Origin of the sequence: Streptomyces sp. NPDC002779 (genome assembly GCF_042888685.1) — a bacterium.
Lineage (GTDB): Bacteria > Actinomycetota > Actinomycetes > Streptomycetales > Streptomycetaceae > Streptomyces.
Genome location: NZ_JBIAQC010000001.1, coordinates 734,823 through 747,425, shown reverse-complemented (window position 1 = coordinate 747,425; position 12,603 = coordinate 734,823). Strand labels below are relative to the sequence as shown.

Below are 12,603 nucleotides of genomic sequence, written 5' to 3'. Positions count from 1 at the left end.
CGCTGACTACTTCAGCTTGCCCAGCTGGGCCGTGACGATCTCCGCCGGGATCTCGGCCGCCTTGCCCGTGCCGAGCGACGCGAGGTTCACCGTGTAGAACGTGGCGATGGTGTTGCCCGTGCGGACCACCGCGGTGGTGAAGGTGGCGGTACCCTCGCCGTCCATGTCGACGTCCTGCGTGAACGCCACCGACTCGTCGCCCTGACCGGCGGCCTTCGCCGAGCCGACCTTGGTGACCTTGGTGTTCTCCTCGGCCGCCGTCATGCCGTAGCCGCCGGAGCAGGCCGCGACACCGTCGCTGACGGCCTTCATGGTCTTCTCGGCGCCGTCGGCGTCGTAGGACGACAGGCCCACGAACGTCATGTTGAAGTCGAAGGCGTCCTCGACGCTCTCCGGCGCCGCCGTCGCCGAGGCCGCCTTGTCCTCGGCGACCGTGTTGGACGCGCTCGCGTCCGTCTCACCCGGGGCCAGGCCCGCCGTGGCCCACGCCAGCGGGGCGCACTCGGCCTTGTCCGTCTTCACCTCGGTCTTGGCCTTGGGGAGCGTCTCGTCCCCCGCCTCGACCTTGTACCCCTTGACGTCCCCCTGCGCGAGCAGCAGCTTCTCCAGCTCCGCGGCGCTCAGCGCCTTCGCGGCCTGGGTCGGGGAGGCTGACGCCTCCGTGCCCGCGGCCTTGTCGGAGTCCTTGGAGTCCTCACTCGAACAACCCGTGATGAGGGCGAGCGTCACCGCGCTCATGGCGGCCGTGGCGCCTATCCGCGCCCTCGAAGATCTCTTCATGACGCGGACTATGAACGTTTCGTTGAAGAAACGTCAAGTCAGTTCAGAAACCGTGACGTTCCCGTCGAACCGAATAGACCACGAAGCCGGCGCCCACCGCGAGCGAGAAGGTCCCGCCCATGACGTAGGGCGTGCTGTCGAAGCTTCCGGTGTCGGCGAGTTCGACCGCGGAGTCCGCGGAGTCCGCCGCGGCGGCGGCCCGGGCCTGCTGGGTGACCTGCGTCGACGGGGCCGGCGAGGGCACGTCCCTCGCCGGTTCGTCCCCGGTCGCGTTCGCGGAGGGGACGAACCACAGGGCGCCCAGCAGGGTCCCCGCGGCGGTGGCGGTCAGCAACGGACGGCGAGCGGATGACACGGAATATCGATCCCCTTGTGGCGCTGGCGAATTGGCCGTGTGGAGCGATGCTAATGAAAGCCCCCGGTCGCGGGAAAGTCGTGGGAGCCTCAAGACATCCTCGGGCCGTACGCTCCGGGGCATGAGTACTGAAGAGACATCACGGTTTGTACGGCTTCGGGTGGAACTCGTCCTGGAAGTGGACGACACGGACGCCGTGACGAAGGCGGCCCTGGGGCGGATCGCCGACGACAGCGCGATGCCCGCCGACGAGCGGACGCACGCCGAGAGCGCTGTGACGGAAGACACCGCGGAGGCCCTGGCCTACCTCGTGGACCCGTTCGACCTGGTCAGCGAGATCCCGGGGGTCGACCTGGCGCAGGCCTCCTGGTCCAGCGAGCAGATCGACTACGACCCCGATTCGCCGGACTGGGACCTCGACGAGGATGATGTCGACGGGGACGACGACGAAGAGACGGTTGACTGAGTTCGCTTGGGGAAACCCGTGCCCCCGGTCGGCAACCGCCGCCCGGGGTTTCGTCGTCTCACGGGACGCACTGACCGACACCCGCACCACCCGCCGCAGCGACGTGGTGTGCCCCACACCTGCAAGGGATGTGGAACGGGACGAACCGGTCGTAGCGTTGAAGATTCTTGACGGGGACTCTCGGGGTATGGGGATTCGGCAGCGATGGAGAAGCGTGTGATGACGGACAGTAAGCGGCGCAGGGGCCTGACGGTCGCGTCCGCACTGCTCGGCGGTGTGCTGGTGCTCTCGGCGTGCTCCGGCGGCGACGAGGCCTCCGGGAACGACGGCGGCGGCGACACCGCGCAGGCCACTGTCGACGAGGCGGCGGCGCAGGAGACCTCCGAGGCCCAGATCAAGATCACGCCGAAGGACGGCACCGACAACGCCTCCATCAACAACTCCGCCACCGTCACCGTGAGCAAGGGCACGCTCACCGAGGTGACGATGAAGACCGCCGACGGTGCCGCCGTCGAGGGCGCGATATCCGCCGACAAGAAGAGCTGGCAGCCCAACGCCCAGCTGGAGCGGTCCACCACCTACAAGATCACCGTGACCGCCGAGGACGCCAAGGGCCTGAAGGCCCACGAGAACGCCTCGTTCAGCACGCTCTCCCCGACCAACAGCTTCCTCGGCTACTTCACGCCGGAGGACGGCTCCACCGTCGGCGTGGGCATGCCGGTCTCGATCAACTTCGACAAGTCGATCACCAACAAGGCGGACGTCCAGAAGGCCGTCACCGTCTCCTCGACCAGCGGCCAGGAAGTCGCCTGCCACTGGTTCAACGACACCCGCATGGACTGCCGCCCCGACGAGTACTGGCAGGAAGGCTCCACCGTCACGCTGAAGCTCGCGCTCGACGGTGTCGAAGGCGCCGAGGGGGTCTACGGCGTCCAGCAGAAGACGGTCACCTTCAAGATCGGCCGCAACCAGGTCTCCTACGTCGACGCGAAGACCAAGCAGATGAAGGTCACGCAGGACGGCGAGGTCGTCAAGACCATCCCGATCTCGGCCGGCTCGCCGGAGAACAAGACCTACGAGGGCCAGATGGTGATCTCCGAGAAGTTCAAGGAGACCCGGATGAACGGCGCGACGGTCGGTTTCACCGACGATGACGGCAAGGGCGAGTACGACATCAAGGACGTCCCGCACGCCATGCGCCTGTCGACCTCCGGCACCTTCATCCACGGCAACTACTGGGGCGCGGACTCGGTCTTCGGCAACGCCAACACCAGCCACGGCTGCGTCGGCCTGAACGACACCAAGGGCGCCAACGACAAGGGCACCGAGGGCTACTGGTTCTACACGAACTCGATCGTCGGTGACGTCGTGGTCGTCCAGAACACCGGCGACAAGACGATCGCCCCGGACAACGGCCTCAACGGCTGGAACATGAGCTGGGCGGACTGGAAGGCGGGCTCGGCGGTCTGATCCGCCGCCCCCTCCTCGTCAACTCCTCGGCAACGAGAAGCGGCCTCCGGGACCTGAGTCCCGGAGGCCGCTTCCTTTTGTCCGCCTGCTACTTGCCGTAGTACGCGTTGTAGATCGAGAGGGTCGCCTTGTTGCCCTTCTTGTCGGCGACCTTCGCGTGGAAGGAGATGGCCTTGCCCTTCTCCGGGTTCTTCACCTTGATCTTGCCGCCGGTGACGGAGACCTTCTTCCAGGTCTGGCCGTAGTCGTACGACACCCACACCGACAGCGACTTGAGGTTGCTGCCCGCGGCGGCGCCCACGACGCTGACCGGGACGGTCTTCGTCAGGCCCGCCGTGACCCGGCTGCTCAGGTCGGTCTTGGCGTTGAAGCGGACCGTGGAGGCAGGGAGCCTGACCTGGTCGGACGCCTGCTTCTTGGACTTGAACGTCCAGCTGGCGTCGATCCGGGTGGAGGCGGCGGCTACCTTGACGCTCCGCTTGACCGAGGTCGTCAGCTTGTACTCGGCCTCGGCGGACGGAACCTTGAAGACGCCCTCGCCGAACAGCGGGTCGGTGTTGGAGCCGATCTTCGTGCCGTTGCGGTACAGCTCCGTCTTCACCGAGGTGAAGTCGGAGGAGCCGGCGTGCTTGGCCCCGTCGGCGAACAGCGGCAAGAAGCCGTAGACGCTGTTGCCCTCGCGGAACAGGCCGTAGTCCGCGTTCATGTGCGGACCGAAGACCGCGGTGTTGAAGGTCTTCTGGTAGGTCTGGCCCGCCTTGAAGGTCTGCGGCGCGCCGAGCGTGTAGAAGGCGTCCGGGACCGGGAAGCCCTCGGGCGTGTGGCTGCCGTACTGCTCGACGTCGAACGTCCACCGGATCTTGTCGGACGTGGAGAGGTACATCGTGCGGGTGCCCGGCAGCTTCTGCTCGACCGGCATGCCGATCACGAAGTCATTCGGGAACTCGCCGTACGAGGTCACACCACCGGTCTTGCCGGAGGCCGACGCGCCCAGGCGGTTCTTCACCGTGGCGAGCTCGCTCGCCTTGAAGTGGCGGACCTTGTCGCCCTGGATCTTCTTCACCGTGGCGGTGGTGGCCACGTCGTACTCGGCGCTCGCGCCCTTGGTCCACTGGCCGCTCCAGGTCTGCTGGAGACCGGAGACCTCGCCGCCCAGGTGCTTCATGCGCACATTGGCGAAGGAGTCGAGTCCGACCCCGATGCCGATGCCGGCCGGGTCGTACATGTAGCCGATCATCGCCGAGAGCGGCTTGGCCCCCGCGTCCGGCACCGTGATGTCGGCCGCCTGGGTCTTACGGGCGTCGATCGTCACCGAGGTGTTCTTGGTGACGGTCAGCCTCGGCTGGACCAGCCAGTCCAGGCCGCCCTTCATCTCGGCGAAGTCCTCGGCGATCCAGGCGTCCAGCAGGTACTGGCCCTTGGGCAGCCGCAGCGTGGTGGTGCCGGAGGCGACCGGCGGAACACCGTAGATGCGGTCGGTGGCCAGACCCGTGTAGCCGAGCAGGACGGTGTTGTAGACGTCGGTCGGCTTGCCGTCCTTGCCGATGTGCTTGACCGTGACGTTGTACGACTCCACCTCGCGCTGCACCGCGGCGGCCGTACGGACCGTCTGCCCGCCGCCCGTCGCCGTGACGTACGCCGAGTAGGCGCCGTCCAGCGTGCCGCCCAGCTTGGTGTTGACCGTCATGCCGACGGTGGCCTTGCCGCCCGCCGGGACGGTCACCGTGGAGGCGGCCAGCTTGAAGAAGCCCGCCGGGGCCGGCCGGCCCTTGGGGTCGGTGGCGGTCGCCGACAGCTTCAGGGTGACGTCCTGCGTACCGAGGTTGCGGTACGTCAGCTCCTTGGTGACCGGGGTGTCGTCGGTGTGCGGCCACTGCTGCACCCCGAAGCTCAGCGACACCGGGTCGGCGATCAGGGTCTGCTTGATGGCCTTGTCGACCTGGATCCGGCCCGAACCCTGCTCGAACGGCGTGTACTTGCCGCCCTTGGCGGACGCCGTCAGCGCGCCCTTGAGCTCGGCGTACGTCCACTCCGGGTGCTGCTGCTTCAGGATCGCGGCGGCGCCCGCGACATGCGGGGTGGCCATCGACGTACCCGAGATGGTGAGGTACCCGGCCGGCTTCTCGCCGACCTCCTGCTCGATCATGCTGCCCTTGGCGGACGCGGCCGTGATGTCCACGCCCGGGGCGGTGACGTCCGGCTTGATCGCGCCGTCGCCGAGCCGCGGTCCGGTGCTGGAGAACCCGGCGAGCCGGTCCTTGTCGTCGACCGCGCCGACGGTGAGCGCGGCCTCCGCGCTGCCGGGCGAACCGACCGACTCCGGGCCGGAGTTGCCCGCCGCGATGGCGAACAGGATGCCCTTCTCGGCGGACAGCTTGTCGACCGCCGCCTCCAGCGGGTCCACCTCGGGGGTGTCCATGCCGCCGAGGCTGAGGTTGACGACCTGGGCGCCCTGCTCGGCCGCCCACTCCATGCCGGCCAGGATGCCGGAGTCGTCACCGGAGCCGGTGTCGTCCAGGACCTTGCCGTTGAGGACCTGGGCGCCGGGCGCCACGCCCTTGAACTTGCCGCCGGACTTCGCTCCGGTGCCCGCCGCGATGGACGCGACGTGCGTGCCGTGGCCGACCTTGTCCTCCGCGGTGGCCGCCGGGGTGAAGTTCTTCGACGCGATCACCTGGTCCTTGAGGTCCGGGTGGTTCACGTCGACACCGGTGTCCAGGACGGCGATCTTGACGCCCTTGCCGTCGTACCCCGCCGACCATGCCGCGGGGGTGCCTATCTGGGCCACCGAGGTGTCGAGGGTGGCCTTGCGGGTGCCGTCGAGCCAGATGTGGGCGATGCCCGAGGCGGTGCGGTCGCCGTTGGTGACGGCGTCCCAAAGGTCGGGCGTCTCGGTGTACGGCGTCTGGACCGCGTCCGCGTTCAGGGACTTCAGGGTCCGGCGGAGCTGGCCCGCGTCCCGGACGTCGGCCTTGGTGCCGGCCGCGGCGCCCTTGTACCCGACGATCACCTTCAGGCCCTTGGCCTGCGACTTGCGGGTGGCCGACGTGTTGAGCTCGGTGACGTCGAACAGCCGCTGGTCGAGCTTGCCCGCGGTGATCAGGCGCGCCGCGTCGGCGGGTATGACGAGCGTGTGCCCGTCGGCCTTGCGGATCTGGACGGGTATGTGCTGACGTCCCTCCGCCCGCTGCAGGCCGATCACGCGGCCCTTGGCGTCGACGGTGACCCGGTCACCCGTGATCAGGGTGATGGCGTGATGGGCGGTCAGCTGAGCGGCGCCGGTGGCGCGCGGCTCGGGCTTCGCCGATGCCGGGCTGGTCATGCCGGCGGCGAGGGCGACGGCGGCGGCCGTGGCGACGGTGGCCGCGCATGCTCTTTTCACTTGTCTGCGCAAGTTTCCCCCTTGCTGAAGTACCGGGTGAATTCCCCCTTCACCCGGCCGGGGGTGGTCTGCACAGACGTACGTGCCCCCCGGAATAGGCAGTATGCCGGGGGGTGATCAGCTACCTCAATAGACAGGGGACGGACAGAATCGGACTGTTACGCGCCCGCGTTTTCCCTGACGGAGATCTTTCCCTTGCGGATGGTCGCGACGCGGGGGGCCTTCCTCGCGATGGCCGAATCGTGCGTGACCATGATGAAGGTGAGCCCGAGCTCCTTCCACATGCGTTCGAGTACGTCCATGATCTCGTCGCGCATCGACTCGTCGAGGTTGCCCGTGGGTTCGTCGGCGAGCAGCACCTTGGGCTGTTTGACCAGGGCGCGGGCGATCGCGACGCGCTGCTGCTGTCCTCCGGACATCTCGGAGGGGAGGTGGGTGAGCCGTTCGCCGAGGCCGACGGATTCCAGGGCCTGGGCCGCGCGTTCCCTGCGGTCCTTCGGCTTCGTGCCGAGGGGTACGAGGGCGGTTTCCACGTTCTCCTGGGCGGTGAGGGTGGGGATGAGATTGAAACTCTGGAAGACGAATCCGATGTTCTCGCTGCGGACGCCGGTCAGTTTGGCCTCGGAGAGTTTGGCGAGATCCGTGCCGTCCAGGACGACCTCGCCCGACGTCGGGCGGTCGAGGCCGCCGAGCATCTGGAGAAGGGTGGACTTGCCGCCGCCGGTGGGGCCCTGGATGACGAGACGGTCCCCGTCGGGGATGGCGAGGTCGACTCCGTCGAGGGCGTGCACGGTTTCCTTGCCTCGGGTGTAGAGCTTGGTGACGTTTCTGAGGTCGTACATGGGTGGCTCCTGGGTGGGGTCGTCGTCGGGGTGGCGGGGGTTCGGGGTCGGCTGCGGGTGGGTGGGGGTCGGTCGCGCAGTTCCCCGCGCCCCTGGGGTGGGTTCCGGTGTGGCCTGCTTTGGTGTTGGCTGCGGGTGGGTGGGGGCTGGTCGCGCAGTTCCCCGCGCCCCTGGGTGGGCTTGGTGCGGGGTGCTTGGTCAGTTCTGGGGTGGTCGCGGGGGATGCTCTGCTTCAGCCTTGGCCGACTGCGCGCCTCGGCTGCGGCCGACTGCGCCTAGGGTTGGCCGGTTGCGCCGCCCAGGCTTTGGCCATCCGCGCCGCTCCAGCTACGGCTGGCTGCGCCGCTCCGGTCTTGGCTGGCCGTACGGCTTCAAGTACGGCTGGCTGCGCCGCCCCAGTCACGCTTGTCTGCGCCGTTGCAGCCGCGGCCGGCTGCGCCGTCCCAGTCACGCTTGTCCGCGCCGTTGCAGCCTTTGCCGGCCGTGCCGTCCCAGCCAGGCTTGTCTGCGCCGTTGCAGCCTTTGCCGGCCGTGCCGTCCCAGCCAGGCTTGTCTGCGCCGCTCCAGCCGCAGCCGACTGCGTCGCTCCAGCCTTGGCCGGCCGCGCCGTCCCAGCCGCGGCTGGCTGCGCTGCCCCGGCCGGGGTCGGCCCTGCCGCTTCAGCCGCGGGCAGTCGTGCCGCAGGGCGGGACGGGTGGGCGCGGGCGGCAACCCGTCAGCGCCGGGCTGCGCGTCCCACCTTCGCCCGACCCGAAAGCACCGAGCCGCACGTCCCGCCTTCGTCCGCCGAGGGCGGTGACCAGGCAGCGCCGGGTGCGGGGCCCGGATTCGGTCGTCGTGGGCGGCGGTTGTTACTCGACTCTTCTCAGTGCGTCCGCCGGGCGGAGGCGGGAGGCTCGCCAGCCGCCGAAGGCGCCTGCTGTCAGGCCGCCTGTTACCGCCAGGCCCACCGCCAGGGCGATCGTCGTCGCGCTCACCGGGGCCGTCAGGGCTACTTCCAGGGCCGTGGAGGTCTGCCTTGCCGCGGGGCCGCCCATGCCACCGCCCGTCGTGCCCAACTGCGCTTCCAGCGTCGGGCTGATCGCCGTCACCGCGTAGGCGCCCGCCAGGCCCACCGCGATGCCCAGGACGCCGCCGACCAGACCGTTGACTACCGCCTCACCGACGACCTGCCGGGTCACCCGGCCGGACTTCCAGCCCAGCGCCTTCAGCGTGCCGAACTCCCGCACCCGGCGCGACACCGCCGACGAGGTGAGCAGTCCGGCCACCAGGAACGCCGCCACCAGGACCGCGACCGACAGCCACTTGCCGACGCTCGACGCCAGGTCGGACGCCGTGGACAGCGACCCCGACACCGTGTCCGCCAGGTCCGCGGAAGTCGTCACCGTCGTACCGGAGATGTTCTGCTGGATCTCCGACTTCACCGCGTCGATCCGCTGCGAGTCGGTCGCCTTGACGTAGATCGTGGTGACCTTGTTCTTCGAGTCGCTCAGCGTCTGCGCCTGCTTCAGCGGGATGTAGAGACTGGCCGCCGCGTCCCCGCTCTCGGGCGTGGCGATGCCGATCACCTTGAACTTGCTGCCCTTGACGGTCACCGTGGAGCCGACCTTCAGCTCCTTCTCCTTGGCGTACGACGCGTCGGCGACGACCACCTCGGCGTTCGTCTCGGACGCCTTGAACGTACGACCACTCGTGATCGTCGAGGAGGTCAGCGGACCCAGCGCAGGCTCGGTGACATCCGTGCCGTAGACCGAGTAGTTGTTGACGTCGAACTCGGCGCCACCGCCCGCCACCCGGCCCTCGGGCGCCTGCGTCCCGCCGCCGGGACCGCCCTGCGCCTGGCCGCCCCCGTCCTGCTGGAACTCGCCGCGCCGGAACTGCCCGCTGACCTTGATGACCTGAAGGCTCAGGCCGCCCACCGCGTCCGCGACCCCGTCCTGCGCGCCGACCTTCTCCACGGTCGAACTCGCCAGCGTCTGGAAGCCCTGGACCATGACCCGGTCGCTGCTCTGTTCCTCCTCGGAGTCGCTGTCCCGCGCGTCGAACTCGAAGCGCGGCCGCTGCGCCTGACCGCCTTCCGCGGCGGCCGCCTTGGTGACGGTCATGTCGGTGCCGAGCCCGTACAGCGACTCCAGGACCGTGTCCTGGGCCTTGCCCATGCCCGAGGACACGGAGTTGACCACGATGACCAGGGCGATGCCCAGCGCGAGGCCGGAGGCGACGACGAGGGCCGCCTTTCTGCGGCGGCGCAGTTCGCGCCTCAGGTAGGTGAAGAACATGCGCCGCAAGCTAGGCAGGGCGCGTGATGAAGGGATAAGGCCGCGATAAGAGAAGGATGAGAAGGCTGTCCGCGCAGCGGGAACCATGTCGTGTCCGACTGTGCTTGTGTGGGCGCATGACGGCTCACACGGTGGAATACGTCCGGTACCGCATCCCTGAGCAGCAGTCGGCGGAGTTCATGGCCGCCTACACCCGCGCCGCGGCCAGTCTCGCGGCGGCCCCGCAGTGCGTCGACTACGAACTGGCGCGCTGCGACGAGGACTTCGAGCACTACATCCTGCGGATCACCTGGACCTCGACCGAGGACCACATCGAGGGCTTCCGCACCTCGGAGCTGTTCCCTCCCTTCCTGGCCGAGATCCGGTCCTTCATCAGCAACATCGAGGAGATGCGGCACTACATGCCGACCAGCGTGCGCGGCACGGGCTCGGCGGTGCCCACGCTGTACGCGTGGGCCGGCGGCGCCGAGGCGCTCAGCCGGCTGACCACGGCCTTCTACGACAAGGTCGCCAAGGACGATCTGCTGGCCCCGCTGTTCGAGGGCCTGGACCCCGAGCACGCCGAGCGCGTGGCGCAGTGGCTCGGCGAGGTCTTCGGCGGCCCGACCGGTTACTCCGACACCCAGGGCGGCCACGGCCGCATGGTCGCCAAGCACATGGGCCTGGCCATCACCGAGCCCCAGCGCCGCCGCTGGGTCAACCTCATCCAGGACGCGGCGGACGAGGCGGGCCTGCCCACGGACGCGGAGTTCCGCTCGGCGTTCGTGGCCTATGTGGAGTGGGGCACCCGGCTGGCGGTCCACTTCTCCGGCTCGGACGCGCGCACCCCGGCGGAGCAGCCGGTGCCGAAGTGGAACTGGGGGGCGGCACCGCCGTACCAGGGCTGAGGGAGGTCAGGGGGCGGACCGTGCCGTGGAGCCGGACTTCGTGGCGTCCGCACCCCAGCTCGCCAGCAGCCGCAGCGCCTCCGCGGACGGGGAGCCCGGCTCGGGATGGTAAGTGATCAGTGACTGTTCCGAGCCGTCCGTCAGGGTGAACGTCTCGAAGTTCAGGGTCAGTTCGCCGACCAGCGGGTGCCGCAGGCGCTTGATGCCGTAGCTCTTCTCCCGCACGTCGTGGGTGGCCCACAGGAGCCTGAACTCCTCGCTCTTCACGGAGAGTTCGCCCACCAGCGAGGAGAGGCGGGGGTCGTCGGGGTGGCAGCCCGCGTCCATGCGCAGGTAGCTGACGATGTCGGACGCCTTCTGGTCCCACTCCACGAACAGCTCCCGGTACTCCGGCTTCAGGAACACCAGCCGCGCCCAGTTCCGTTCCTGCGCGGGCAGTTCGGCCCAGTCGCCGAAGACGGCCGCGGCCATCGGGTTCCACGCGAGGATGTCCGTGCGCCGCCCCGTGACATACGCCGGGACGTTCTCCAACGACACCAGCAGCTGCCCCAGCGACGCCCGGGCCTGTTCGGTCCGCCCGGCCGGCTTCTTCTTGTGCTGCTTGGGCTTGGCCAGATGCGTCAGATGGGCGTGCTCGGCGTCGGTCAGCCGCAGCGCCCGGGCGATGGAGTCCAGCACCTCCGCCGACACATTGCGTCCGTTGCCCTGCTCGAGCCGGGTGTAGTACGCCACCGACACCCCGGCCAACTGCGCCAGCTCCTCGCGCCTGAGCCCCGGCACCCTGCGGTGCCGCCCGAAGTCCGGCAGCCCCACGTCCTCCGGCTTCAGCCGGGCACGCCGGGTGCGCAGGAACTCGCTGAGCTCGGCGCGCCGGTCCAGGCCGCCGGGCTCCTGCGGGGATGCGGGCTGTTCGTCCATGAGCCCAGTATTCACGGTCGTACGCCTACCAGCCTGCCCCCGTCAGTAGTAGGAACAGCAGACGTACGCAAAGCGGTGACCTGGGTGGATGCCGACGGGTGGGGCACGCTGGATACCGTGCCCGGACAGAAGGCAGCCGGGCGTGCAACCCCTAGGAGATCCACTCCCATGACCACTGTCGCCGCGTACGCCGCCCCCTCTGCCAAGGCCCCGCTCGAGCGCACCACCATCGAGCGGCGCGCCGTCGGCGAGTTCGATGTGCTGATCGACATCAAGTTCGCCGGTATCTGCCACTCGGACATCCACCAGGCCCGCGAGGGCTGGGGTGAGGCCATCTTCCCGATGGTGCCCGGCCATGAGATCGCGGGCGTGGTCACCGAGGTCGGATCCGGCGTCACCAAGTTCGCCGTCGGCGACCGCGTGGGCGTCGGCTGCATGGTCGACTCCTGCCGTGAGTGCGACAACTGCAAGGCCGGTCATGAGCAGTACTGCACCGGCGGCGGCATGATCGGCACGTACAACGCCCTCGACAAGAACGGGGAGCCCACCTACGGCGGCTACTCCCGGCAGATCGTCGTGGACGAGAACTACACCGTCCGCATCCCGGACGGTCTGTCCCTCGACGTGGCCGCGCCGCTGCTGTGCGCGGGCATCACCACGTACTCCCCGCTCAAGCACTGGAACGCCGGCCCCGGCAAGAAGGTCGCGGTCCTCGGCATGGGCGGCCTCGGTCACATGGCCGTCAAGATCGCGCACGCGCTCGGTGCCGAGGTGACGGTCCTGTCACAGTCCCTGCGCAAGAAGGAGGACGGGCTGCGGCTGGGCGCGGACCACTACTACGCCACCAGCGACCCGAAGACCTTCGAGGAGCTCCGGGGCAGCTTCGACATCATCGTGTCCACGGTCTCGGCCCCGCTGAACCTGGACCAGTTCCTCTCGCTGCTCAGGACGGACGGCGCCTTCGTGAACGTCGGCGCGCCCGAGGAGCCCGTCGCGCTCAACCTGTTCTCGGTGATCATGGGCCGTAAGTCCCTCGCCGGGTCCAGCATCGGGGGCATCCGGGAGACCCAGGAGATGCTGGACTTCTGCGCCGAGCACGGCCTGGGCGCGGAGATCGAGCTGATCGCCGCGAGCGAGATCAACGAGGCGTACGAGCGGGTACTGGCGAGCGACGTCCGGTACCGCTTCGTGATCGACACCGCGACGATCTGACGGCCCCGGCCG

10 protein-coding genes are annotated in these 12,603 nt (G+C 69.1%); 4 read left to right on the top strand and 6 right to left on the bottom strand.

Annotated features, from left to right (window positions below; translation table 11 throughout):
* Positions 1-6: 6 nt before the first annotated feature.
* Positions 7-780, bottom strand: coding sequence for a hypothetical protein (locus ACFYW5_RS03355; protein WP_389415235.1), 774 nt, complete (start codon positions 778-780; stop codon positions 7-9).
* A gap of 43 nt (positions 781-823) precedes the next feature.
* Entirely contained in the window at positions 824-1,135 is a 312-nt protein-coding gene (locus ACFYW5_RS03350) for a hypothetical protein (protein ID WP_389415234.1), read from the bottom strand.
* A gap of 121 nt (positions 1,136-1,256) precedes the next feature.
* Between ACFYW5_RS03350 and ACFYW5_RS03345 the strand changes: the two genes are divergently transcribed.
* Together ACFYW5_RS03345 and ACFYW5_RS03340 are read left to right on the top strand one after the other, a co-directional pair.
* A complete protein-coding gene (locus tag ACFYW5_RS03345; protein WP_389415233.1) occupies positions 1,257-1,601 on the top strand; it encodes a hypothetical protein in 345 nt (114 codons plus the stop codon).
* Positions 1,602-1,805: 204 nt separating this feature from the next.
* Complete coding sequence (locus ACFYW5_RS03340; RefSeq protein WP_389415232.1) at positions 1,806-3,071, top strand: Ig-like domain-containing protein; 1,266 nt, start codon at positions 1,806-1,808, stop codon at positions 3,069-3,071.
* 88 nt (positions 3,072-3,159) lie between these two features.
* On the opposite strand, the gene ACFYW5_RS03335 is transcribed toward ACFYW5_RS03340, so the two are convergent.
* From ACFYW5_RS03335 to ACFYW5_RS03325, 3 genes are all read right to left on the bottom strand, one after another.
* Positions 3,160-6,393, bottom strand: coding sequence for a S8 family serine peptidase (locus tag ACFYW5_RS03335; RefSeq protein ID WP_389415626.1), 3,234 nt, complete (start codon positions 6,391-6,393; stop codon positions 3,160-3,162).
* A 218-nt stretch (positions 6,394-6,611) separates the two neighbouring features.
* Positions 6,612-7,295: an ABC transporter ATP-binding protein gene (locus tag ACFYW5_RS03330; RefSeq protein ID WP_389415231.1), complete on the bottom strand. Its 684-nt coding sequence runs from the start codon at positions 7,293-7,295 to the stop codon at positions 6,612-6,614.
* An 851-nt stretch (positions 7,296-8,146) separates the two neighbouring features.
* Complete coding sequence (locus tag ACFYW5_RS03325; RefSeq protein WP_389415230.1) at positions 8,147-9,574, bottom strand: ABC transporter permease; 1,428 nt, start codon at positions 9,572-9,574, stop codon at positions 8,147-8,149.
* A 116-nt stretch (positions 9,575-9,690) separates the two neighbouring features.
* On the opposite strand from ACFYW5_RS03325, the gene ACFYW5_RS03320 reads away from it, so the two are divergent.
* A complete protein-coding gene (locus ACFYW5_RS03320) occupies positions 9,691-10,461 on the top strand; it encodes a group II truncated hemoglobin (protein WP_389415229.1) in 771 nt (256 codons plus the stop codon).
* A 6-nt stretch (positions 10,462-10,467) separates the two neighbouring features.
* Here the strand turns inward: ACFYW5_RS03320 and ACFYW5_RS03315 are convergent, their stop codons facing one another.
* Positions 10,468-11,379 carry a helix-turn-helix transcriptional regulator gene (locus tag ACFYW5_RS03315; RefSeq protein WP_389415228.1) on the bottom strand — a complete coding sequence of 304 codons (912 nt, stop codon included), beginning with the start codon at positions 11,377-11,379 and terminating at the stop codon, positions 10,468-10,470.
* Between the two features lie 168 nt (positions 11,380-11,547).
* On the opposite strand from ACFYW5_RS03315, the gene ACFYW5_RS03310 reads away from it, so the two are divergent.
* Positions 11,548-12,591, top strand: a complete 1,044-nt coding sequence (locus ACFYW5_RS03310; protein ID WP_389415227.1) for an NAD(P)-dependent alcohol dehydrogenase — start codon at positions 11,548-11,550, stop codon at positions 12,589-12,591.
* Positions 12,592-12,603: the final 12 nt, after the last annotated feature.